Annotated in this window: 18 protein-coding genes; 10 read left to right on the top strand and 8 right to left on the bottom strand. The window is 73.6% G+C overall.

The features are described 5' to 3' along the window. Nucleotides 1-62: 62 nt before the first annotated feature. Both AC3ET3_RS13920 and AC3ET3_RS13915 read left to right on the top strand, forming a co-directional pair. Nucleotides 63-1571, top strand: coding sequence for a class I adenylate-forming enzyme family protein (locus AC3ET3_RS13920; protein WP_435612220.1), 1509 nt, complete (start codon nt 63-65; stop codon nt 1569-1571). A gap of 394 nt (nt 1572-1965) precedes the next feature. Beyond that, nucleotides 1966-4098: an FG-GAP-like repeat-containing protein gene (locus AC3ET3_RS13915; protein ID WP_435612219.1), complete on the top strand. Its 2133-nt coding sequence runs from the start codon at nt 1966-1968 to the stop codon at nt 4096-4098. 78 nt (nt 4099-4176) lie between these two features. Here AC3ET3_RS13915 and AC3ET3_RS13910 read toward each other — a convergent pair whose 3' ends face one another. Next, a complete protein-coding gene (locus tag AC3ET3_RS13910) occupies nt 4177-4557 on the bottom strand; it encodes an STAS domain-containing protein (RefSeq protein ID WP_432137415.1) in 381 nt (126 codons plus the stop codon). A gap of 269 nt (nt 4558-4826) precedes the next feature. Here AC3ET3_RS13910 and AC3ET3_RS13905 point away from each other — a divergent pair, with 269 nt between their 5' ends. After that, complete coding sequence (locus AC3ET3_RS13905) at nt 4827-5408, top strand: sigma-70 family RNA polymerase sigma factor (protein ID WP_432137363.1); 582 nt, start codon at nt 4827-4829, stop codon at nt 5406-5408. Then, nucleotides 5405-6835 carry a zf-HC2 domain-containing protein gene (locus tag AC3ET3_RS13900; protein WP_435612218.1) on the top strand — a complete coding sequence of 477 codons (1431 nt, stop codon included), beginning with the start codon at nt 5405-5407 and terminating at the stop codon, nt 6833-6835. The genes AC3ET3_RS13905 and AC3ET3_RS13900 overlap by 4 nt, the downstream gene beginning before the upstream one ends. 66 nt (nt 6836-6901) lie before the next feature. Here the strand turns inward: AC3ET3_RS13900 and purU are convergent, their stop codons facing one another. After that, on the bottom strand, nt 6902-7786 hold the full coding sequence (gene purU, locus AC3ET3_RS13895; RefSeq protein WP_432156390.1) for a formyltetrahydrofolate deformylase: 885 nt from the start codon (nt 7784-7786) through the stop codon (nt 6902-6904). Between the two features lie 73 nt (nt 7787-7859). Beyond that, on the bottom strand, nt 7860-8360 hold the full coding sequence (locus tag AC3ET3_RS13890) for an SCO4402 family protein (RefSeq protein ID WP_432137360.1): 501 nt from the start codon (nt 8358-8360) through the stop codon (nt 7860-7862). A 149-nt stretch (nt 8361-8509) separates the two neighbouring features. Between AC3ET3_RS13890 and AC3ET3_RS13885 the strand changes: the two genes are divergently transcribed. Continuing rightward, a complete protein-coding gene (locus tag AC3ET3_RS13885; RefSeq protein WP_432137359.1) occupies nt 8510-9823 on the top strand; it encodes an ABC transporter substrate-binding protein in 1314 nt (437 codons plus the stop codon). A gap of 58 nt (nt 9824-9881) precedes the next feature. Here the strand turns inward: AC3ET3_RS13885 and AC3ET3_RS13880 are convergent, their stop codons facing one another. Together AC3ET3_RS13880 and AC3ET3_RS13875 are read right to left on the bottom strand one after the other, a co-directional pair. Next, entirely contained in the window at nt 9882-11744 is a 1863-nt protein-coding gene (locus AC3ET3_RS13880; protein WP_435612217.1) for a hypothetical protein, read from the bottom strand. Between the two features lie 118 nt (nt 11745-11862). Further along, nucleotides 11863-13248 (bottom strand): NsdA family TPR-like regulatory protein, encoded by a 1386-nt coding sequence (locus tag AC3ET3_RS13875; protein WP_432137357.1) that lies wholly within the window; start codon nt 13246-13248, stop codon nt 11863-11865. A gap of 255 nt (nt 13249-13503) precedes the next feature. Between AC3ET3_RS13875 and AC3ET3_RS13870 the strand changes: the two genes are divergently transcribed. The 3 genes from AC3ET3_RS13870 (at nt 13504) to AC3ET3_RS13860 (ending at nt 16606) form a co-directional block, all read left to right on the top strand. Next, nucleotides 13504-14166: a bifunctional DNA primase/polymerase gene (locus AC3ET3_RS13870; RefSeq protein ID WP_432137414.1), complete on the top strand. Its 663-nt coding sequence runs from the start codon at nt 13504-13506 to the stop codon at nt 14164-14166. An 83-nt stretch (nt 14167-14249) separates the two neighbouring features. Further along, nucleotides 14250-15023 (top strand): ABC transporter ATP-binding protein, encoded by a 774-nt coding sequence (locus AC3ET3_RS13865; protein WP_435612216.1) that lies wholly within the window; start codon nt 14250-14252, stop codon nt 15021-15023. Next, nucleotides 15020-16606 carry a transporter gene (locus AC3ET3_RS13860; RefSeq protein ID WP_435612215.1) on the top strand — a complete coding sequence of 529 codons (1587 nt, stop codon included), beginning with the start codon at nt 15020-15022 and terminating at the stop codon, nt 16604-16606. The genes AC3ET3_RS13865 and AC3ET3_RS13860 overlap by 4 nt, the downstream gene beginning before the upstream one ends. Before the next feature lie 142 nt (nt 16607-16748). Here AC3ET3_RS13860 and AC3ET3_RS13855 read toward each other — a convergent pair whose 3' ends face one another. Both AC3ET3_RS13855 and AC3ET3_RS13850 read right to left on the bottom strand, forming a co-directional pair. After that, nucleotides 16749-17669 carry an alpha/beta fold hydrolase gene (locus AC3ET3_RS13855; protein WP_432137354.1) on the bottom strand — a complete coding sequence of 307 codons (921 nt, stop codon included), beginning with the start codon at nt 17667-17669 and terminating at the stop codon, nt 16749-16751. Between the two features lie 452 nt (nt 17670-18121). Further along, nucleotides 18122-18814 carry an iron-dependent transcriptional repressor DtxR gene (locus AC3ET3_RS13850; protein ID WP_432137353.1) on the bottom strand — a complete coding sequence of 231 codons (693 nt, stop codon included), beginning with the start codon at nt 18812-18814 and terminating at the stop codon, nt 18122-18124. 218 nt (nt 18815-19032) lie between these two features. Between AC3ET3_RS13850 and AC3ET3_RS13845 the strand changes: the two genes are divergently transcribed. Next, a complete protein-coding gene (locus AC3ET3_RS13845) occupies nt 19033-19788 on the top strand; it encodes an SIS domain-containing protein (protein WP_432137352.1) in 756 nt (251 codons plus the stop codon). A gap of 5 nt (nt 19789-19793) precedes the next feature. On the opposite strand, the gene AC3ET3_RS13840 is transcribed toward AC3ET3_RS13845, so the two are convergent. After that, nucleotides 19794-21377: a PAS domain-containing protein gene (locus AC3ET3_RS13840; RefSeq protein ID WP_435612214.1), complete on the bottom strand. Its 1584-nt coding sequence runs from the start codon at nt 21375-21377 to the stop codon at nt 19794-19796. Between the two features lie 732 nt (nt 21378-22109). On the opposite strand from AC3ET3_RS13840, the gene AC3ET3_RS13835 reads away from it, so the two are divergent. Further along, complete coding sequence (locus AC3ET3_RS13835) at nt 22110-23183, top strand: isopenicillin N synthase family dioxygenase (RefSeq protein ID WP_432137350.1); 1074 nt, start codon at nt 22110-22112, stop codon at nt 23181-23183. The last annotated feature ends 19 nt before the right edge of the window (nt 23184-23202 follow it).

Here is a 23202-nt window from a genome sequence, read left to right as displayed (position 1 = left end):
TATCTGACGACTCGTCAGATAGCATGGCACCTGACGAGTCGTCAGCCAAGCAGGGGGCACCCGTGAACGAGACCCCGCACTCCCTGGGCACCGCCCGCACACTGTGGGACCTGCTGGACCGCCGCGCCCGGCTCACCCCGGACCGGCCCGTCCTGCTCCAGAAGGACCGGACCGTCACCTTCGACGGCCTGCGAACCCGCGCCGAGCGCACCGCGGCCGGCCTGTACGCCATGGGGGTGCGCCCCGGCACGGTGGTCGCCTGGCAGCTGCCCACCCGCATCGAGACCGTCGTCCTGGTCTTCGCCCTGGCCCGCCTGGGCGCCGTGCAGTCACCGGTCATCCCCTTCTACCGGGACCGCGAGGTCGGCTTCGCGCTGCGCGAGTCGCGGGCGGAGTACTTCGCGGTGCCGGGTGTCTGGCGGGGCTTCGACCACACGGAGATGGCCCGGCGGCTGGGCGCCCGGGGGGTCTTCGAGGCGTACGACGCCCTCCCGGACGGCGACCCGGACGCGCTGCCCGCCCCGCCCCGCGACGGCACCTCGGTCCGCTGGATCTACTGGACGTCCGGGACCACCTCCGACCCCAAGGGCGTGCTGCACACCGACCGCTCACTGATCGCCGGCGGCGCCTGCCTCGCCCACGCGCTGCGGCTGTCCGCCGACGACGTCGGCTCGGTGGCGTTCCCCTACGCGCACATCGGCGGCCCCGACTACACGGTGATGCTGCTGCTGTACGGCTTCCCGGCGGTGCTGTTCGAGCACTTCGCGCTGCCGGACGCGTTGCCGGAGTACCGGCGCCACGGGGTGACGGTGGCCGGCGGCTCCACCGCGTTCTACTCGATGTTCCTCGCCGAGCAGCGCAAACTGCCGCCGGGCGAGAAGGCCGTTCCCTCCCTCCGGCTGCTCGCGGGCGGCGGGGCGCCGAAGCCGCCCGAGCTGTACCACGCCGTCGTCCGGGAGATGGGCGTCCAGCTCACCCATGGGTACGGCATGACCGAAGTCCCGATGATCACCATGGGGTCGCCCGACGACACCGCGGAGCACCTCGCGACCACCGAGGGACGGCCGCCGGAGTCCATGGAGATCCGGATCGTGGACGGGGAGGTGCGGCTGCGCGGCGAAGCGGTCTGCCGGGGCTATCTGGACCCCGCCCAGTCGGCGGAGGTCTTCGACGCGGACGGATTCCTGCGCACCGGGGACCTCGGACACCTCACCGCCACCGGCCACCTCGTCCTCACCGGCCGCCGCAAGGACGTGATCATCCGCAAGGGCGAGAACATCTCGGCCAAGGAGATCGAGGACCTGCTGTGCGCCCATCCGGACATCGCCGACACCGCGGTGATCGGCCTGCCCGACCCCGACCGCGGGGAGCGCGTCTGCGCGGTGGTCGAACAGCCCGACGGGGCGGACGCGGTGACCCTCGACACGGTGACGTCGTATCTGCGGGCGCGCGGTCTGTCGGTGCACAAACTGCCGGAGCAACTGGAAGTGGTGGACGCCCTGCCGCGCAATGAAACCCTGCGGAAGGTGCTCAAGTACCGGCTGCGGGAAAGGTTTTCGGACATGGCGTGATAACGCCCCTCGAACCCGTCCGCCGGACCCCGGAGTTACGTGTGTAGGGTGAAGACGTTCGAGCTCACTGCATTTCGGTGCTCGCCGTCTGGACACAAGGGGGGATGTCCGGCGATGAGAGAAGACTGCCACGTCCGGGGACACGGCGGTCCGTCCGCCATTGCGCGGTCCGCGGTCGAGCGGAAAGCAGTGAAACCGGCCCCCGGCCCACGGGACGGACGATCCGGGCCGGTACGGGCGATGACCGACGCGGCCCCCCTTTCGCGGATTCCGAGAAATGCGGCGGCGGGCGCGCGAGATCCCCTCCGCCCTTGCCGGACTGCGAAGCGGTTCGCACTCGCCCGGCTCCTCTTTCCCTTTATCGTCACTTATCGGCAGGAGTGAACACCGCTTCATGACCAGACATGTTCCACGCCGTACCGCCATGGCGACGGGCCTCCTGGCCGCCGCCCTGCTGACCGCCGGACTGCCGGCGTCGGCGCACGCCGTCACGGGTCCCGCCGTGACGGACGGCGGCTACGCCTTCACCGCACGGCTGGAGATAGGCGACGGGGAGGACACCCTGCACGCCTGCACCGGCGCTCTCGTCGACCCGCAGTGGATCCTCACCGCCGCCTCCTGCTTCACCGGCGGTTCCGGCGAACTCGCCCCCGGCGCACCGGCCGAGAAGACCGTCGCCACCGTCGGCCGCACCGACCTGACCACCACCGGCGGACACGTCAGCGAGATCGTCGACCTCGTGCCCCGCCCCGGCCGCGACCTGGTCCTGGCCCGCCTCGCACAGCCCGCCACCGGCATCACCCCGGTCAAGGTCTCCACCACCCCCACGGCCCAGGGCGACACACTCACCGTTCCCGGCTACGGACGCACCAGGACGGAGTGGGCGCCCACCGGCCTGCACACCGCCTCCTTCACCGTCGAAGCCGTCACCGCCACCGAAGTCGACATCCACGGCACCACGGCCGACGACGCGATCTGCAAGGGCGACGCCGGAGCCCCGCTGCTCCGCGTCACCGGCGGCACCCCGCAACTCGTCGGCGTCGGCAGCCGCTCCTGGCAGGGCGGCTGCTTCGGCTCCGACCCCGCCCAGACCCGCAACGGCGCCATCGCCGGCCGCGTCGACGACATCGGCGCGATGCCGGCCTCCCGCCTCACCGCCGGACAGCGGCTGTCCTCCGGCGACAGTCTGATCGCGGGCCGGGTCCGGCTGACCATGCGCACCGACGGCGACCTGGCCGTCGTCTCCCCCGCCGGCAGGACCCTGTGGTCCGCCGGCACCGCGGGCCACCCCGACGCCACCGCCGCGCTCGACACCACCGGCAACCTCGTCGTCCGCGACGCCGCCGGCACCACCGTCCTGTGGCAGTCCGCCACCGCCGCCACCGGCGGCACCGCCACCCTGCGGCCCGGCGGCGACCTGGTCGTCCGAGACGCCCAGGGCGTCTCCAAGTGGTCCAGCAACAGCGCGCCGCGCCACGACTACAACGGCGACGGCCGCAGCGACATGGCCGACTGGTACGACTACGCCGACGGCAGCGACAAGATCCACGCCTTCCTCGCCACCGACAACGGCGGGTTCGACAGCCCCGTGCACGGGTGGTACACCGCCCCCGGCAACTACTGGGCCGAGAACATGAAGCGGCTGACCGGCGACTTCAACGGGGACGGCATCGCGGACGTGGCCGCCTTCTACGGCTACGCCAACGGGGACGTCGCGCTGCTGACCTGGCTCGGCAACGGGGACGGCACCTTCCAGAACCCGCTGCACTCCTGGAAGGTCACGTCGGGCTGGACCTTCTCGCGCATGACCGCGAACGCGGGCGACTTCAACGGCGACGGCCGCGACGACATCGCCGTCTGGTACGACTACGCCGACGGCAGCGACAAGCTGCACACCTTCCTCGCCAACGCCGTCGGCGGTTTCAGCGCGCCGTTCTCCTCGTTCCAGCGCACCGACGGCTGGACCGCCTCGAACATGAAGTTCACCACCGGCGACTTCAACGGCGACGGCCGCGACGACCTCGGCACGCTGTACGGCTACGCCAGCGGTGAGGTGAAGCTCATCACCTTCCTCGCCAAGGCCGACGGCGGATTCAACGAGCCCGTCCACGGCTGGAACAGCACGGGCTGGAACTTCGACCGGGCCAGCATCCACTCCGGTGACTTCGACGGCGACGGCCACGACGACATCGTGAGCTGGTACGACTACGGCGACGGCCACGACGCGGTCATCCGGTTCACCCTCGACGGCAACGGGGCGTTCGGCGACCGTACGGAGATCTGGAGCACCCCGGCCGGGAACTACACCCGCTCCGGCATGAAGATCGTCACGGGCGACTACGACGGCGACGGCCGCGACGACCTCGCCACCGTCTACGGATACGCGGACGGCAGGGTCAAGACCATCACCTGGACCAGCAAGGCGGACGGCACACTCAACTCGCCGCTGCACAGCTGGGAGGCGCCCGCGGGCAGCTGGACCTTCAACAGCATGCACATGATCGAGCGGTACAACAGCCCCTCGTAGTCCGGCGCCCCGGCAACGGCGAAGAGCCGGGGACGGGACGGAACACGGTGTCTCGCGTCCCGTCCCCGGCTCTTCGCGCTACGCCGACAGCGGCTCCGACCCCTCGGCCACCGCGTCCTCCACGTCCACGTACACGTCGAACAGCCGCCGCACGCCCAGCGCCCCGAGCACCCGGTTGACGTGCGAGCCCTCCACCGCGCCCCGGGCCGGCAGGACCAGCCGGAGGCGGCCCTGGCAACTGCGCAGCAGCCGGCGGGCGGCGATCAGGACGCCGATGCCGCTGGAGTCACAGAAGCGCACCTCGGACAGGTCGAGGACGACCAGTCGCCGCCCGTCCGCCACCTCGTCGTGCACCCGCTGCCGCAGCACCGGCGAGGTCATCAGATCCAGTTCCCCGGACACCTGGAGCACGGCCCATCCGGCCTGCTCACCGCAGGTCACCTTGAAAGCCACCACCACGCCCTTCACTCGCCGGTACGGAAGCGGTCCCTTCGCCTCCTTGCAGCGCGGCTGCCCAGCGGCCGTTCCCCGAAACACGAGCCGGAAAACAGAAACCAAAGGAAAGAGGCTTGTTTCCGTCGTATTCGATCCGGTTCGATCGAGGGCGGACACGGATCGCACGGGGGGCGCACATCGCGACAAAGGGGCGTGCGCTTTCGGACGTGCCGACTACATTCGGAGGGACCGAGGACGCAGGCTTGACGCAGGCACGGGGTGAGGGGGTTCACATGGCGGCGAAGGACACACCGGCCCGCTGGGACCGCACGATGCAGCAGCGGCTGGCCCGCGGCGAGGCAGCCGCCCTCGGTGAGTTCTACGACCGCTTCGCTTCACTCGTGCACGGACTCGCCCATCGGGTGCTCGAAGACGAACAGGCCGCCGACCGCGTCACCCGCGAGGTCTTCCGCCACGTCTGGGAGCACCCCGACGCCTACGACCCCCGGCAGGGCCCCCTGCGCACCTGGGTCGCCGCCCTCACCCACCGTCTCGCCGTGCAGCGGCTGCGTGCCACCGGGACCGCCGCCCTCGCCCTCGGCGGCCCCGGCACCCCCGAGGAGCTGGAGCACCGAGTGCGGCACGCCTCGGTGGCGGCCCGCGCCGACTACATCGTCCAGTCGATGCCGGCCCCACTGCGCGCCGCCCTGGAGCTGGCCTATTTCCAGCGCCGCGACTACCGCCAGGCGGCCGCCGACCTCGCCATCACCGAGGACGAGGCGCGTCGCCGCCTCCGCCTCGGCCTGCAGCTGCTGGCCACCGCCCACGACTCCGCGGCCCCCGGCGCCCCGCCCGGGTACGGGGGTGCGGCGTGACCGGTGCGGGACGGCACGAGGCGTACGACGGCCGCGGCGGGTCCCAGGGAAGAACCGAGGGGCGCGGCGACCACCCCGCCCGCCGCGGCGGCCACCACACCGACCACAGGCACGACGACGACCACACGCACCACACCGGCCACCACACCGATCGCACCGACCACGGCGGGCATCGAGGCGACGGACGCGGACCTGACCAGCCGCCTCCGGCGCCCCACACCACGATGCCGTCCGACCGTGCCGAGGGGGAGGACACGCACGGCGTGAATGACGAGGGGGACACGGCGACGCCGCCGCGTCTGGAGCACCCGGTGCTCAAGGCGCTGCTCGGTGCCTGGGCACTGGCGGCCTGCTCGGCCGAGGAGGCCGCCGCCGTCGAGGCGCACCTCGGCGACTGCGGCTCCTGCGCGGACGAGGCGCGCCGACTGCGCGAGGCGGTCGGCCTGTTGCAGCGCCCGGAGAGCCTCGACCTCGACCCGGGGCTGCGCACCCGGGTCCTGGACGGCTGCCTGGACCGGCGCCCGCCGCGCATCCCGGTACCCGAGTGGGTCGCGCCCTACGACGCGGAGACGGCCCGCCTGGACGCCCTGCTGCAGGACTTCGGCGACGCCGAGTGGCACGCGCCGGTACGGCTGCGGTGGTACGAGGGCGAGGCGACCCGGCGGCGCCGTACGACGGTCGCCGGGGTGATCGCGCACCTGCTGGCGGTGGACGGGCTGGTCGCGGTGGCGCTCGGCCTGGCGGACCCGCTGCACCAGGGCGCCGGCACCGCCGACACCGGCGGGGACGACCCGGTCGCGACCCCGGCCGACCGCACGGAGAGGTACTGGAAGGAGGCGCGCTTCCCGCACACCCGGTCGGTGCGCGGCCCGTGGCGGGACCAGACCCACGCGATCGTGCGGACCGCGTCCTGCGCCGACGGCGGTGCCGGGGAGCTCGGGGTGGCGTTCGGGGCGGGCGTGGAACTGCGGCTGCGGGACGCGATGCTGGACCGGGCGTTCGAGTGCTGGGTGCACGCGGAGGACATCGCGGACGCCGTGAACTACCCCCACGGGCCGCCCGCGCCCCGCCATCTCAACCAGCTGATCGAACGGGCCGCCGGGCTGCTCCCGGACGCGCTCGCGGCCCGCCGCCGCGCCGGTCTCGCCGAACCGGTCCAGGGCCTGGTCACCGCCGGCCGGCCCGGCCGCAGCCTCCGTCTGGAGATCGAGGGCCACGGCGGCGGCCAGTGGCACATCCCGCTCGACTCCCCCGCCGCCCTCGGTTCCGCCGACCACGAGGTGGCCCACGTGGCCCTGGACGGCGTGGAGTTCTGCCATCTCGCGGCAGGCCGCGTTCCGCCGGAGGAGGCGGCGGCGGGCCAGGTGGGCGACCGCGGGGCGATCAGAGACGTGCTGTTCTCGGTGGCGTCACTGAGCCGGATGTAGGCGGTGGCCGACGGCGGAGGGCACCCTTTCCACCGGGGGCCGGACTCGGCAGTCGGCCGGGCTCGGCTAGGCGAAGACGACCGTCCGCCGGCCGTTGAGCAGGATGCGCCGCTCGGCGTGCCACTTGACGGCCCGGGCCAGTGCCTGGCACTCCACGTCGCGCCCGACGGCCACCAGCTGGTCGGGGGTGACGTCGTGCCCCACCCGCTCGACCTCCTGCTCGATGATCGGCCCCTCGTCGAGGTCGGCGGTGACGTAGTGCGCCGTGGCCCCGATGAGCTTGACGCCCCGGGCGTGCGCCTGGTGGTACGGCTTGGCGCCCTTGAAGCTCGGCAGGAAGGAGTGGTGGATGTTGATGATCCGCCCGCTCAGCTGCTTGCACAGGTCGTCGGAGAGCACCTGCATGTACCGGGCGAGCACCACGAGTTCCACCCGCTCCTCACGCACCAGCTCCAGCAGCCGCGCCTCCGCGTCCGGCTTGGTCTCCTTCGTCACCGGGATGTGGTGGAACGGAATGTTGTACGAGCCCACCAGCTCGGCGAAGTCCGTGTGGTTGGACACCACCGCCGCGATCTCCACCGGCAGCGCCCCGATCCGTGCCCGGAAGAGCAGGTCGTTCAGGCAGTGCCCGAACCTGCTCACCATCAGCACGACGCGCATCTTCTCGTCGGCCCGGTTGATCTGCCAGTCCATCTGGAAGGAGTCGCCGATCGCCGCGAAGCTGGCCCGCAGCTTGTCCACCGTCACCGGCGCCTCCGCCGAGAAGTGGACCCGCATGAAGAACAGTCCCGTGTCGTGGTCGCCGAACTGCTGGCTGTCCTCGATGTTGCAGCCGGTCATGAACAGATAGCTGGACACGGCGTGCACGATGCCCTGCTTGTCGGGGCAGGACAGCGTGAGGACGTACTGGTCGGCGAGGGCCGCGGCGGCTCGGGTGGGCTGCTCGTTCATGCAGCACAGGGTCCCATACCGCGCCCCGCTCCGGGCAGGCGTCCCGGAACGCGGACCCGCCCGGCGCCGGGTCCTAAGCGGCCCGGGTCATGATCCGCAGGACCTCCAGGCTGCGCGGCGGCGCGTCCGGGTCGTCGCCGTCGCTCGCCGCGAGCCGCACGTGGGCGTCCCGCGCCGCCCGGACCGCGTCCGGCCAGCCCTGGTGCTCCAGATAGGCCGCGACCGGCGCGTCCGGCCCGACCTGGTGCATGATCCGCAGCACCCGCAGCACGGCGGTGTCGACCAGCGCGGCCTCCTGCGAGTCGCGGAAGATCGTGCCGACGTACTTCTCGGCGGACCAGTTGTCCAGCCAGGTGTCCTCGACCAGGCGGTACACGGCGTCGGTGACGTCGCCGTAACCGTCGGCACCGGCCAGCCATACGTCCCGCTGGAACGCCGGGTCGGAGAGCATGTGCAGCGCGGAGCGCACATTGCTGCGCCAGCGCCACCACGGCATGTCGTTGAGTGGCATGCCGCCCATGGTGGATGAGCGACGGCCGCGACGGGAAGTGTTCTCCTGAGCTTGCACGGTCATCGATCGTACGATCCGTGTCACACCGGCCGCGTCCCGCCCTCGCCGCGACCTGCGCGCAGCGCCCCGGCTCCCCCAATTCACCGTCACGTCACCTTCCGTTGCTCTCGGGTCACGCCCGGGTTAGTGGTGTGACGGAATCGTGCGTGTCCATGACCGGCAGGCGATGTACACGAAGCCCCCTTCTCCCCACGTACCGCCGCTTCACCCGGCGGCTCAGATCCACCGCGCTGCACGCGGGCGCCCTGGCCGCCGGTGCGTCGCTCGTCGCCGGCTGCGGAGTCCTCCCCGGCACCACGGGGGGTTCCGGCGACACTCCGATCACCGTGATGACGTGGGCGCCGGAGGACACCACGGCCACCAACAAGCCCGGCATGCCCGCCTTCGCCCTCGCCTACGCCCGCTGGATCAACGCCCAGGGCGGCCTGAACGGGCGGGAACTGAAGGTGCTGGCCTGCAACGACCGCAACGACACGGTGGGCGCCGCGGACTGCGCCCGGCGTGCCGTCAAGGAGGGCGCCGTGGCGGTCGTCGGCTCCTACAGCCAGTACTCCGCGTCCTTCCTGCCGCATCTGGAGGGCGCCGGCATCCCGTACATCGGCGGCTACGGCGTGACCACCGCCGAGTTCACCAGTCCGCTGTCCTACCCGGTCAACGGCGGCCAGCCCGCGCTGCTGGCGGGCCTCGGCCAGGAGCTCGCCCGCACCTGCGGCGAGGTCGCCCTGATCCGCCCGGACACCATCGCCGGCGACTCCCTGCCCGGCATGCTGAACTCCGGCCTGAAGTCCCGCGGCCACGACGGCGCCCGGGACCAGCGCGCCGCCGAGGACGCCACCGAGTACTCCACCGAGGCCGAGCGGGCGCTGCGGGCGGCGGGGCGCGGCGACGACGGCGAGGGCTGTGTGGTGCCCGTGCTCGGGGACCGCACCAGCACCTTCATGGACTCCTTCCGGCGCACCGGCGACAAGGCCGCCGACGTCCGCACCGGCACCGTCCTCGGCAGCGTCGACCAGACGCTGATCAACTCCACCGGCGGGGCGAGCAGCCCCTACGAGGGGTCGTACGTCACCGGCTGGTACCCGGTGTCCAGCGACAAGCGCTGGGACGAGATGAAGAAGATCATCAACGAGGAGGCGTTCACCGACAACCGGATCGACCCGGACGACACCGGCGTGCAGACGACCTACCTCGCCTACACCGTCTTCCGGAAGGTCGTGGAGTCGCTCGGCGGCGGCGAGGTGAGCGCCGACACGGTCCGGGGCGCCCTGAACGACGGGCTGAAGGTCACCACGGGCGGCCTCACGCCGACGCTGCGCTGGGGCTTCGCCGAGCGGCTCGGCTCGGTCGGCCTGCCGCGCCTGGTCAACGCCGACGTGACGTTGCAGGTGGTCCGTGACGGGCGGCTGGTGGCGGCCAGGAACGGCTTCGTCGACGTGACGCGGACGCTGGAGGCCGCCGACCTCTGACCGGCGGCCTCGGGGAACCCAGGGGAGCCCGGCGGCCGTCCGGCGCCGGGCAGCCGGCTCAGAGCTGGCTGGGCTGGCGCTGGGTCAGGCCGTACGGCTGGGCGATGGCGTTCCACAGCGGAGCCGCCTTGCCCTTCTGGGCGGTGGCGGTGCCGCTGGCCCGGTTGCCGGCCTGGGTCTCCCCCGTCGCCCGCGCCTTGCCCTTCTTGCACAGGTCCTTCTTCTTGGCGGCGACCTGGTCGGCCCAGGCGGCGTAGTGGTTGTCGGCGGACGCCGACGCCTGCCAGGCCTTGGTGAGGGCGGTGGTCAGCGCCTCGTGCTGGGGCAGCTTGTCCACGGGCAGGGCCCCCAGGCGAGTGACCAGGTCGGCGCGCTGTCGGGCGGCGGCCCGCAGGTCGGCGGCGGCCTGCGCGAGGTTGCCGCACGACTTCACGTCCGACACGGCCTTGATCACGCTGGCCCGGCTGGTGCCGCTGTCGGCGAGCAGCTTGTCCAGGGCGATCGCCTGCTGCTCGGCCTCGTCGACGGTCGCCGACGGCGACGGCGTCCCGGCGGGCGCCGACGCGGCGACGGTCTTGCCGTCGTCCTTGTCGTCGCCTCCGCCCCCGCCGCCCAGCAGGGCGCCGGCGCCGATGCCCACCACGGCGATGGCGACGCCGATCGCCGCGAACAGCGGCAGCCGGGAGCCGGTGCCGCCGCGGCGGCCGCCGTGGTCGTCGGCGTCGTCGTGCACGGCGCGGCGCGCGGACGGCGGGATGAAGGAGCCCTGCGGGGCCGGGGCGCCCTGCGGCGGGCCGCCGTAGCCGGCCGGGGTGCCGTGGCCGCCGGACTGCGGCTCGGTGAAGCGCGGCATCTGCTGGGTGGAGGCGGCCGGCGCCTCGGCGTCGGCGGGACCCCCGCGGAAGAGGTTGTCGAACTCCGCCGGGGGCTGCCGTCCGTCGCCGCCGGGCGCGCCCGGACCGCCGTAGCCGCCCTGCGGGCCTGCCGGAGCACCGGTCACCGGCGGTATGTACTGGGTGGCGTCGGCGTCGGAGCCGCCGGGGGCGGCCGGTGCCTGGGCTCCCGGGTAGCGCGTCGGCTCCGCCCGGTTCTCGTGCGGCAGCGCGCCGGACGGGACCGGGGGTATGTACTGGGTGGCGCCCTCGTCGGCGCGCGCGGCGACCGGCGGCAGGTACTGGGTGGCGTTGTCCACGGGACCGGTGCCGGGGCCGCCCGGCGCGCCGGTCACCGGGGGTATGTACTGGGTCGCGCCCTCGTCCGCGGCGGGCGGCAGCGGCCCGCCCGCGGTCCGGCCCTGGCCGTACGGCGGCTGCGGCGCGTTCTCGGGCGGCAGCGGGCCGGGGCCGCCGGACCGTGCGCCGCCGCCCCACGGGTCCGCCCCCGTCTGCCCCGGCTGCGGCGGGGCGGAGCCCCACTGCTGCTGGTCCGCGGGAAGCGGCCAGCCGCCGGGGGCGGACAGCTGCTGCGGCGGGGACCCGGGGTGCGCTCCCGGACCGGCGTGCGGCGCGGCGCCGGGCTGCGCGCCGGGGCCGGGCTGCGGGGGCACGCCCTGCTGCGCGCCGGCGTCCCAGCCGCCGCCCCAGCCGCCGTCGGCACCCGGCTGGGGTACCGCGCCGGGCTGCGGGCCGCCGTACGAGGCGTCGGGCGGGCCGGGCTGCTGCCCCGGCAGGTGGCCGCCGCCGTCGGCGCCGGCGTCGCCGTACCCGGCTTGGTGACCGTAACCGGCCTGGTCGCCGTAACCGGCCGGGGCGCCGTACCCGCCGTGGCCGTAACCGCCGCCGTAGCCGTCGGCGTGGCCGGGCGGGCCCTGGGGGCCGCCGGACAAGCCCGGCAGCAGGGGTTCGCCGCCGTCGGAGGGCAGCACGATGCCTTCGCGCGCGGGTCGCGACGAGGGCTCCTCGCCCTGTCCACTCTGCGTCACCGGGACTCCTGCTGATGGGGGACCTTCGGAATCGTCGGCTCACGCTACCGGGTCCCCCAAAGTCCGTGCCACGCAGCTCAGAAGGCGACCTGCCGCCCTGTGACCCCGCTGACGGCGCTCAGGCCGCGACCTGGACGTCGAGCCGCGCCCCGAACTCCCTCACCACCGCCTCCTCCCGGAAGGGTTCCAGCCGCTGCTGGAGGTCCTCCAGATACTCCGCGCCGCGGTTGGAGCGCAGGGTCTCCAGCAGTTCCACGGCCTGCAGGCCGGTGTGGCAGGCCTGCTCCACCTCGCGCTGCTGGACCTGGGCGGTGGCGAGCAGGACGTAACCGATGGCACGCCGGCGGGCCCGGCTCTCCGGGTGGCCGGCGAGAGACTGCTCGGCGCAGCGTGCCGCCGCCTCGGCCTGGCCGAGATCGCGGTGGCAGTGCGCCAACTCGTCGGCGAGATAGGCCTGGTCGAAGTGGGCGATCCACGCCGGGTCGTCGCCGGACGACGGATCCGCCGCCTCCAGCGCCGAGACCGCGCGCCCCGACGCCGCCTGCGCGGCGCGCACGTCGCCCATCAGGGCGTGCCCGCGCGCCTCCGCGGCGTGGAACATCGCCTCCGCACGCGGGGTCACGCGCCCCCGCGCCCCCTCCTGCGCCGCGCGCGCCAACTGCGCGATCTCCCGCGGGTTCCCGAGCTGCGCGGCGAGGTGGCTCATGGACGCGGCGAGGACGTAGCCGCCGTAGCCGCGGTCCCCCGCCGCCTGGGCGAGCCGCAGCGCCTGGATGTAGTACCGCTGGGCCAGGCCCGGTTGGCCGGTGTCCACGGCCATGTACCCGGCGAGTTCGGTGAGTCGGGCGACCGCGGCGAACAGGTCGCGGCCGACCGCCTCCCGGTAGGAGCCGGCCAGCAGTCCCGAGACGACGCTGTTGAGGTAGTGCACGACGACCGGGCGGACGTGCCCGCTGCCGTACTGGTGGTCCAGGTCGACCAGCGCCCGCGTCATGGCGGTCACGGCCGCCACGTCGGACTGCCCGACGCGGGGCCCCGCCGAGCGCGCGACCTGCGCGTCCGGGGCGGAGATCAGCCAGTCCCGGCTCGGCTCGACCAGCGCGGAGGCCGCCACCGACGACCCGGACAGGAAGTCGCGCCGCCCCACGTCGCTGCGCCACAGCTCGCAGACCTGCTCGATGGCCCCCAGCACCGTCGGCGAGAACTGCAGGCCGACGCCGGAGGCGAGGTTCTTGCCGTTGGCCATGCCGATCTCGTCGATGGTGACCGTACGGCCGAGTTTGCGGCCCAGTGCCTCGGCGATGATCGCCGGTGCCCGGCCCCTCGGCTGCTGGCCGCGCAGCCAGCGGGCCACGGACGTCTTGTCGTAGCGCAGGTCGAGCCCGTGTTCGGCGCCACACATGTTGACCCGGCGTGCGAGCCCGGCGTTCGAGCACCCGGCTTCCTGGATGAGCGCCTGCAACCGTTCGTTCGGCTGCCGCGCCACAAGCGGCCTTGCGGCCATGGCATAACCCCCTGCGAGCCTGATGAAGCGAAAAGATCCGGCCGTGAAGATCAATGCCCCGCACACAGGACGAAAATGCGAGGCATGCGAGGATTGCCGGGGTAAAGGCGGATGCCGACCCCCTTCCTGACTACCCCCTCCCGCTCCCGTTCGTTCCACGCGCCCCCGCCCGTGCACCCATGCGCCCCGGAGCCCGGAGCGATGCACCTCCCCCGCGCACGCGCGCGGGCGTAACCCCTGGTGACCGCCAGAGTTGTGTTCATCGTGGAAGACACCATCGCGGGCACCGAAGCCGCTCAGATCCCGAAGCAGCGCGGACAATCGCTGCTGGAGACCGCCGTCCGTTACGCCGAGGAGCGACACTGGGACGTCTTTCCCGGCACCTGGCTGGAAGCCGTGGACGGGGCGCAACGCTGCTCCTGCGAAGACGCCGGGTGCCCTGCGCCGGGGGCGCATCCCGCCCGGCCCGACTGGGCGACCCAGGCCACCGGCAGCGCGACCGTGGCGCGCCGGATGTGGCAGAAGCAGCCGACCGCGTCGATCCTGCTGCCGACCGGGCGCACCTTCGACGCGATCTCCGTCCCGGAGACGGCCGGGTTCCTGGCGCTGGCGCGCATGGAGCGGATGGAACTGACGCTGGGTCCGGTGACGTTGTCGCCGGACCGGCGGATGCACTTCTTCGTGCTGCCGGGGGCCGCCGTGAAGATCGCCGATCTGGTGCGCAAGCTGGGCTGGTCGTTGTCCTCCCTCGATCTGACGGCGCTCGGCGAGGGCGCGTACGTCGCCGCCCCGCCGACCCGGTTCGGGTCCCGGGGCGCCGTGCAGTGGGCCTGCCGGCCGACGCCGGCCAACCGGTGGCTGCCGGACGCCGAGGAGCTGATCTCACCGCTCGCGTACGCGTGCGGGCGGGACCGGTAGGGCCGCGGGTGCCGGTCCGGCGGGCTCGCCCGCGCTGTTGCGCGCCTCTGCCCGGCCGTTGACTCCGCCGTAGGGTTTGACGCATGACGTCAGCGGCTGTTCGGGTGCGGGGACTCTGGAAGCGGTTCGGGGAGCAGGTCGCGGTCGGGGGGATCGACATCGATCTGCCGGCCGGCCGCTTCATCGGGCTCGTCGGACCGAACGGTGCCGGGAAGACCACCACCCTGTCGATGGTCACCGGGCTGCTGCGGCCCGACGCCGGGAGCGTGGAGGTCGTCGGACACGACGTGTGGCGGGACCCGGTGGTCGTGAAGGCGCGGATCGGGGTGCTGCCCGAGGGCCTGCGGCTGTTCGAACGGCTGTCGGGGCGGGAACTGCTCGGCTACACCGGGCGGTTGCGCGGTCTGCCGGGGGCGGAGACGGACCGGCGGGCCGACCGGCTGCTGGACGTGCTCGACCTCGCCGGCGCCCGGCACAAACTGGTCGTGGACTACTCGACCGGCATGCGCAAGAAGATCGGGCTGGCGGCGGCGCTGCTGCACAACCCCGAAGTGCTTTTCCTGGACGAGCCGTTCGAGGGGGTCGATCCGGTGTCCGCGCAGACCATCCGGGGCGTCCTGGAGCGCTACACCGCCTCCGGCGCGACCGTGGTCTTCTCCTCCCACGTCATGGAGCTCGTGGAGTCGCTGTGCGACTGGGTGGCGGTGCTGGCCGCCGGGCGGATCCGGGCCCAGGGCCCCCTCGCGGAGGTCCGGGGCGACGCGCCCTCGCTGCAACGGGCGTTCCTGGAACTCGTCGGCGCGCCGGGGCGGGACGCCGGGTCGGATCTGGACTGGCTGGGCGGCGGCACCCGATGAGCCCGCTGACCGCGACCGTCGTCCGGCTGAAGCTGTCGCTGCTGCGCAACGGGCTGAGGCAGTCCGGCGGGCGGCGGGCCGTATACGTCGCCTCCGCCGTGCTCGTCGTGGCGTTCGCCGCGCTGCAGCTGATCGGGCTGATCGCGCTGCGCGGTCACGAGCACGCCGCGTCCCTGGTGCTGCCGCTGGTGGCGGTGCTGGGGCTGGGGTGGGCGGTGATGCCGCTGTTCTTCCCGGCCGGGGACGAGACCCTGGACCCGACGCGGCTGGTGATGCTGCCGCTGCGGCCCCGCCCTCTGGTGCGCGCGCTGCTCGCCGCCTCCCTGGTGGGCATCGGCCCGCTGTTCACCGTCCTGCTGCTGGCGGGCTCGGTGGTGTCCGTGGCGCACGGGGCGTTCGCGTACGCCGTCGGGGCCGTCGGCGTCGTGCTCGGGCTGCTGGTGTGCGTGGCCCTCGCGCGGGCCGTGGCCGCCGCGAACATGCGGCTGCTGACCAGCCGCCGGGGCCGGGACCTCGCGGTGCTCAGCGGACTGGTCGTCGCGGTCGGCGCGCAGGTCGTCAACTTCGGTGTGCAGCGGCTCGGCACGTCGGGGCTGGGGCAGCTCGACCCGGTCGCGGACGTGCTGCGCTGGGTGCCGCCCGCGGCGGCCGTCGGCGCGGCCGACTCGGCGAGCGACGGCTCGTACGGTGCGGCGGTGCTGCAGCTCCTGCTGTGCGCCGGGGCGCTGGCGGGTCTGGTGGGTGCGTGGGCGGCGAGCCTTGACCGGCTGATGACCGCGCCCGACGGGTCCACGCTGCCGGCCGCCGAGCCGGGCGCGGGCCGGCGGCGCTCCGGTGGTCTCGCCCGGCTGCTGCCCACGGGGCGGACGGGGGCCGTCATGGAGCGCGGCCTGCGGTACGTGTGGCGCGACCCGAAGACCAAGGCGGCCTGGGTGACCGCGCTGGCCATCGGTCTGATCGTGCCGCTGTTCAACGCGGTGCAGGGCACCGGCTCGGTCTACTTCGCCTGCTTCGCCGCCGGGATGCTCGGCATCCAGATGTACAACCAGTTCGGCCAGGACACCTCCGCCTTCTGGACGGTCGCCATGACCATCTCCTCCCCGCGGGACGCGTACGTCGAGCTGCGCGGACGGGCGCTGGCACTGCTGGTGATCACCCTGCCGTACGTGACGCTGGTGACCGTGGTGACGACCGGGCTCCTCGGCGACTGGGCCCGGCTGCCCGAGGTGCTGGGGCTCTCCTTCGCGCTGCTCGGCGCCCTGCTGGCCACCGGCGCCTGGACGTCGGCCCGCTTCCCCTACTCCATCCCCCAGGAGGGCCACAAGAACGTGGCTCCCGGTCAGGTGGGGCTCGCCTGGGCGGGCATCGTGGGCGGCATGGTCGCGGCGGCCCTGCTGTGCTCGCCCGTCATCGCGGTGTCCATCTGGTGGAACGTCACCGGGGTCGGCAACGCGTGGAGTTGGCTGCTGCTGCCGTGCGGCGCCGGGTACGGGGCGTTGCTGACCTGGCTGGGGCTGCGGCTGGCGGCACCGAGGACGGCGGCCCGGCTGCCGGAGATCCTCACGGCGGTCAGCAAGGGGTGAACGGCGGTCGGCATCGGGCGGAGGGGGAACCGGCCGGCAACGGGTGACCGCAGCAGCCGGTCGGCAACGGGTGATCGCAGGTCGACAACGGGTGGAGGGAGCCGGTCCGGCCCGGGCGGCCCTTCGCGGGGCGCGGGGCAGGTCAGGTCTTGAGCACCTTCTCCAGGAACGGCTCCACCGCGTCCCGCCAGGCCGCCGGCCGGTCGTAGTGGACGAGGTGTCCCCCGTCGGCGACCTCCGCGTACTCCCCCCGGGGCAGGACCCGCACCATCTCCTGCGCCTCCGCCCGCCCCAGCTCCCCGTCCGGTCCGCGCAGGACCAGGGTCGGGCAGCGCACCTGCGCCAGTTCCTCCCAGTGCGCGTCGTAGACCCAGGTCTCGCGCGAGCGCAGCATCTGCTCGGGGTCGAACACCGGCCGCCAGCCGTCGGCGCACTCCCGCATGATCTCCGCGAAGTACGCGCCGCGGGCGGGGTCGGGCCGCTCGACCCGGGGGTCGTCCGCACCGAACCACCTGCGGACGTCGGTGAGGGTGGCGAACGGTACGGGCCAGGACCTGAACCAGTCGGTCCACTCGCGCTGCGAGGCCGCGCCGAGGGCGGAGGCCCGCATGTCGCAGATGACCAGGCCGCACACCAGGTCGGGGCGTTTCGCGGCGAGTTGCCAGGCGGTCAGGGCGCCCATGGCGTGGCCGACGAGGACGGCCGGGGCGAGGCCGAGCTGTTCGAGCGCCGCCTCGGCGTCCTCGACGTAGGCCTCGCGCGTGAAGGCGGCCCGCGGGGGCTTCTCGCTGTGGCCGTGGCCCCGCTGGTCGAGGGCGACGGCGCGGTGGCGCTCGGCGATCCAGCGGGCGGTGGCCGCCCAGTGCGAGGCGCGGCCCATCAGGCCGTGCAGTAACAGCACGCCGGGGGCGCGCTGCCCGTGGCCGTCCGGTGCTCCGGCCGGCCGGCCGGGCGGGAACGGGACGGGCATCGGACGGTCGGGCACCGGCTCGGGCGGGTCGCCGAACTCCCACGCGGCCAGGCGTACGCCTCCCGCCCCGGTCACGTCGCTGCGTCGCGCCACTGGTCCGGCACCCCCTGGCTTCGCTCGGCCGCTGCCCACTCTCACGCGTACTGGTGCTGTTGCCGTTGCCGCTCTCACGTCACGCGCAGATTATCGAACTCGCATTCGAGACTCGCTCTCTTCCCGGCCAACACCCCTCGTACGAGTGACGACACTCAAGGAATGATCGCCGTTGTCGAGGGGAGATCTTCTGCGGGAGGCGGACCGCTCGGGGAAACCGGTCCGACGGGAATGACCCTGAGAGCTCGGGGCTCCGGGTCAGCACAGGGGAGGACAGGCCCCGGCGCCACTGGGCGCCGGGGCCCTCCGCTCGTCTGCGGCACATCTTCCCGCCCCCTAGGTCATATGCCTCGGCTGTGCCTCAGCGACAGACTGGCACGAGACGCGACACGGCGCTGCGGTTTCCGGCCGCCGCTTTCCCGGCGGCCCGCCGTCCGCGCCCGGGGCGCAGGTCAGCGCTTGGCGACGAAGACGTGCGAGGCGACGTCCGCCGCCAGTTCGGCGGCCTCACCACCGCTGCCGACCAGCACCCCGCCCGCCGACTCCGTCACGCTCACCACCGAACCGGGCTGCACCCCCGCGCGGCGCAGCGTGTACATCAGCTGCGCGTCGGTCTGGATCGGCTCGCCGATCCGGCGCACGACGACGGTCTTGGCCTCGTCGCCCGGGGCGAGGTCGGCCAGCGAGACCATGCCCTCGTCCAGGAACGGATCCGCGCCGTCCTTCTCGCCGAGCTCCTCCAGGCCGGGGATCGGGTTGCCGTACGGGGACTCGGTGGGGTGGCGCAGCAGTTCCAGCACGCGCCGCTCGACGGCCTCGCTCATCACGTGCTCCCAGCGGCAGGCCTCCGCATGCACCTGCTCCCACTCCAGGCCGATCACATCGACCAGAAGACACTCGGCGAGGCGGTGCTTGCGCATCACCCGGGTGGCCAGGCGACGGCCCTCGTCCGTCAGCTCCAGATGACGGTCGCTGGCGACCGACACCAGTCCGTCCCGCTCCATACGGGCCACCGTCTGGCTAACCGTCGGACCGCTCTGGTCGAGGCGCTCGGCGATACGGGCGCGCATGGGGACGACACCCTCCTCCTCGAGTTCGAGGATGGTGCGGAGATACATCTCCGTCGTGTCGATCAGTCCGGACATACGTGCCCCTCGATGAGATCTCCCGGAGGCTCGACGGCTCTCCGGCGAACGCGTGCGCTGGCCCTGTGCCCAATTCTGCCGGATGCCGCCGACAACCGTGCCGCACGGAAGGAACCGCCCGGTTCCCGACCGCCCCCACGCCGTATTGACACCGCACTGGTCCAGACCGCACCGTGATCCGCGACACGGACACCGGACACGGCAAAGGGGCCCCTCGGATGAGTGACCGTACGCTCGGCGGCCAGTTCCTCGACGCGGCGATCGGACTGCTGCGGCGGGTCCGCGACGAGGAGGCCGACGGGATCCGGGCCGCCGGCACCCTGCTCGCCGACACCGTCGCCGCCGGCGGCCGCCTCTTCGCCTTCGGCGCCGGCCACTCCTCCCTCGCCGCACAGGACCTCGTGTACCGCGCGGGCGGCCTCGCGCTGATGAACCTGCTCGCCGTCCCCGGCGTGGTCGGGGTCGACGTCACCCCCGCCACCCTCGGCTCCGCCCTGGAGCGCGTCGACGGCCTCGCGAGCGCCGTCCTCGACACCTCACCCGTGCGGGCCGGCGACGCCCTGGTGATCGTCTCCCTCTCCGGCCGCAACGCCCTGCCGGTCGAGATGGCGCTCAACGCCCGCGCCCTCGGCGTCAAGGTCATCGGCGTGACCTCGGTGGCGTACGCGAGCGAGACCAAGTCGCGGCACGCCTCGGGGAGCTTCCTGAAGGACCACTGCGACATCGTCCTCGACTCGAAGATCGCCGTCGGTGACGCCGAGCTGACCCACGACGCCGTCCCCGCGCCCTTCGCGCCCGCCTCCACGGTCGTCACCACGGCCCTCCTCCAGGCCGTGATGGCCACCGCCGCCGGTGCCCTCGCCGACCGCGGCGTCGAACCCCCGCTGCTGCGCTCCGGGAACGTCGACGGGGGCCACGAGTGGAACGGCCGCGTGATGGAGGAGTACCGGGACCGGATCTTCTACCGCCACTGACGCGCCTACCGCTCGCCCTGCGCCCAGGGTCCCCCAGGTCCCTCAGGTCCCCCATGTCCCTCAGGCCCCTCAGGTCCCTCAGGTCCCTCAGGTCCCTCAGGTCCCCATGATCCCGCGGCCTTCTCGGCCCCCTCGGAGCCCTCGCGCCCCCGGGGTTCCTCCGGTCCGGCCGTCCGGGCCGTGTCCGCGAGGTCGAGCGCGGCGGCGATGCGCAGGGCCACGTCCTCCGCGTAGGTCGTGTCCGAGCGCTCGAAGGCGGTACGGCCGCGTCCCCGGAGGAAGGTGACGACGCCGAGGGTGCGGCCCCTGCTGCGCAGCGCCGCACACAGCGCGTGGACCGTGTCCTGCGGCCACTGGCGGCCCCGCGCCCACTCGGCGGACCGCTCCTGCGGGACCGCGCCGCTGCCCGCCCGCACGGAACCGGCGCGGGCCACGCACTGCAGCGCGGGGTGCCCCTCGGCGTACCGCACGGGCAGACCGGCCCGGCCGGTGAGCGCGGCGGGGCCCGGCCCGCCGGACGGGGTCTCGGCGATGCGCACCAGCCGCAGCGGCGTCGTCCCGCCGTCGCCGGACGTCGTGCCGCCCGCCACCCGGTCGATCAGGGCGTGGTCGGCGAAACCGGCCAGCGCGAAGTCCAGATGGACGGTGACCGCCTCCGCCGGGTCCTCGCACTCGGCCGCCGCGCGGGCGGCCCGGTGCATCTGGTTGGTGCGGAAGCGCAGCACTGACGCCTCCTGCTCGCCCTGCTTGGTCTCGGTGACGTCCTGGAACAGCCAGCCGACGCCCAGCGGCACGGGCTCCTCGGCGAGCGGCGAGGCCAGCCGCAGGAAGCCGCTGCGCCAGCAGCGCCGCTGCTCGCCGTCGGGGGTGCGCACCCCCACCCACATCTCGGTGAGCGCGGGCGGCGCGCCCTCGGCCAGCACGTGGGTGAGCGCGTTCTCCACCTCCTCCACACCGTGCGTGAGCAGGTCGCCGAGCGGGCGCCCGAGGACGGCGGTGCGGCCCGAGCCGAGCGCGCGGGCCGCGTGCGCGTTGACGACGGCGGGGCGCAGGTCGGCGTCGACGAGGACCACACCCCAGGAGGCGTCCTCCAACAGCGCCTCGCTCAGCGCGATCGACCGTTCCAGGTCGATCTGCGCGTGCACCTCGCTGAAGGCGCAGTACACGCCGGCGGGTTCGCCGTCCGGGCCGCGTACGGCGGCGGACTGCGTGCGCACCAGGACCCGGCCGCCGTCCTTGGTCACCAGCGCGAACTCGTGCACCTGGCGCCCCGGCGCGTGCATCGCCGCCATCAGCCGCCGCTCGATCTCCTCGGCGTCCGCCGCGCGCACCGCCCATCCGGCGAACCCCTGCCGGCCGACCGCCTCGGCGGCGCTCCAGCCGAGGATCCGCTCGGCCTCGCGGTTCCAGTGGGTGACGACGCCGTCGGCGTCGAAGGCGCACAGCGCCGCGTCCATGCCGTCGAGCAGCGCCGCGAGCAGATCGGAACCGCCGATGTGCTCGGCACTCGCGGCGCCGCCCCGCTCGGGCGGCTCGGGCTCGTCCGGCCCCAGCTCGTCCGTGGTCCCGCTACGCCGGGAAGCACTCACCTGTGGACCCCCTGCAGGCTTGGCCCTGGCCGACCCTCGTCGGCCTCTCGTCAGCCCCTCGTCGGACCGTTGTTGGCCTTCATTCAACTGGAACGTGACGCAGCCCACACGGGGTTCCCGCAATATCGCGAAGGAATCGTTGTGATCGCCCGGCACCACCGCCCGCGCCGCACCGGGCCCCGTCCGCCCCGGCGGCGCGATCACGCCGGGAACGGTCGCCGGAAGGCCGGCGCGACGCCTGGGACCGCGATCCGCGGCCGCGCTTCTCGAAAAAGCTGTTGATGACTGCCCGACCGGTTCTTAGGGTGGGTGCCATCGCTGAAAGGAGGTGATCCGGTACATGAGTGAATCCCGGACGCGCGAGGTGACTGCGGGCTAACGGCCCGCCGTCGTACTCGGTTCGGCGCCGGACCGGCGTGCGCGCGACGCACGCAGCCGGCCAATCCAACGCAGTCACCCGGCCCGTGGGCTGCCGGTACGTCCGGCCGGCTCCTCCTTGAGAGGACCAAGCCCACGGGCCGTCTGCGTTTCCCGGAGGACTTGCGGCCGTGAGGCGCGTCATACGGGGATTCTCCGGCGCGCAGTACCCTGAGGGCATGCTTTCGCTCGTTCGACGCCGCCACGTGGACTACGTCCGCGTCACGAGCACGGGCTGTCGACGCTCCTTCTGAGCAGTCCGGCCCCCTTTTCCTTCCGCGGTCACCGCCGCCTCACCTCCACGTGGACACACCCATGTCGCACACCCTGACGTACCCGTCCAACCCGACGTACCCGTCCGACCCGTCGCACCGGTCCACTCCGTCGTACCGGCAACTCCCGATCATCGACCTGTCGCTCGCCGACGGCGGCCCCGAGGCGCGGGCCGTGCTGCACGCGCGGCTGCACGCCGCCGCGCACGACGTCGGCTTCTTCCAGCTGGTGGGCCACGGGGTCGGCGCGGCACAGACCGCGCGGCTCGACTCGGCGATGCGGCGCTTCTTCGCACTGCCCGAAGCCGAGCGGCTCGCCCTCGACAACGTCAACTCGCCGCACTTCCGCGGCTACACCCGCACCGGCGACGAGCGCACCGGCGGCCGCCGGGACTGGCGGGACCAGCTCGACATCGGCGCCGAGCGGCCGGCCCGCGCACCGGGCCCGGACGAGCCCGCCTACTGGTGGCTGCAGGGCCCGAACCAGTGGCCCGAGTCCCTGCCCGAGCTGCGCACCGCCGCCCTGGACTGGATCGACCGGCTCAGCGGGGTCGCCGAGCGGCTGCTGCGCGAACTGCTCGCCGCGATCGGTGCCCCGCCGGACTTCTACGACCCGGTCTTCGGGGAGCGGGCGCATCCGCACCTGAAGCTGGTGCGCTACCCCGGGCGGGCGCGCGACGGCGCCGAGCAGGGCGTGGGCGCGCACAAGGACTACGGCTTCCTGACGCTGCTGCTGCAGGACGCGGTGGGCGGGTTGCAGGTGCAGCGCGAGGACGGGCTGTTCCATGACGTGCCGGCGCTGCCGGGCGCGTTCGTGGTGAACCTGGGCGAGCTGCTGGAGGTCGCGACCGACGGGTACCTCGTCGCCACCAACCACCGGGTGGTGTCACCGCCGTCGGCCGTGGAGCGGTTCTCCGTGCCGTTCTTCTACAACCCGCGCCTCGACGCGCGCGTGGAGCCGCTGCCCTTCCCGCACGCGTCGGCGGCGCCGGGCGTCACCGCAGACCCGGCCAACCCGCTGTTCGCCGAGTACGGCTACAACGAACTGAAGGGCAAGCTGCGGGCCCACCCGCTGGTGGCGGAACGGCATCACCCGGGTCTGCTGACACCGGCGTGAGCGCTGTCGCCCCGGGGCG

It is taken from the genome of Streptomyces sp. bgisy159, assembly GCF_057707805.1.
This window is presented reverse-complemented; position numbering and strand designations above follow the sequence as displayed.

Excerpts from the sequence above, each read along its gene's own strand:
- AC3ET3_RS13845 (WP_432137352.1), top strand. The coding sequence starts at position 19,033 with ATGAGTGACCGTACGCTCGGCGGCCAGTTCCTCGACGCGGCGATCGGA.
- AC3ET3_RS13860 (WP_435612215.1), top strand. The coding sequence starts at position 15,020 with ATGAGCCCGCTGACCGCGACCGTCGTCCGGCTGAAGCTGTCGCTGCTG.
- AC3ET3_RS13890 (WP_432137360.1), bottom strand. The coding sequence starts at position 8,360 with ATGACCGTGCAAGCTCAGGAGAACACTTCCCGTCGCGGCCGTCGCTCA.
- AC3ET3_RS13875 (WP_432137357.1), bottom strand. The coding sequence starts at position 13,248 with ATGGCCGCAAGGCCGCTTGTGGCGCGGCAGCCGAACGAACGGTTGCAG.
- AC3ET3_RS13865 (WP_435612216.1), top strand. The coding sequence starts at position 14,250 with ATGACGTCAGCGGCTGTTCGGGTGCGGGGACTCTGGAAGCGGTTCGGG.
- purU (WP_432156390.1), bottom strand. The coding sequence starts at position 7,786 with ATGAACGAGCAGCCCACCCGAGCCGCCGCGGCCCTCGCCGACCAGTAC.
- AC3ET3_RS13850 (WP_432137353.1), bottom strand. The coding sequence starts at position 18,814 with ATGTCCGGACTGATCGACACGACGGAGATGTATCTCCGCACCATCCTC.
- AC3ET3_RS13835 (WP_432137350.1), top strand. The coding sequence starts at position 22,110 with ATGTCGCACACCCTGACGTACCCGTCCAACCCGACGTACCCGTCCGAC.
- AC3ET3_RS13885 (WP_432137359.1), top strand. The coding sequence starts at position 8,510 with ATGACCGGCAGGCGATGTACACGAAGCCCCCTTCTCCCCACGTACCGC.
- AC3ET3_RS13905 (WP_432137363.1), top strand. The coding sequence starts at position 4,827 with ATGGCGGCGAAGGACACACCGGCCCGCTGGGACCGCACGATGCAGCAG.
- AC3ET3_RS13915 (WP_435612219.1), top strand. The coding sequence starts at position 1,966 with ATGACCAGACATGTTCCACGCCGTACCGCCATGGCGACGGGCCTCCTG.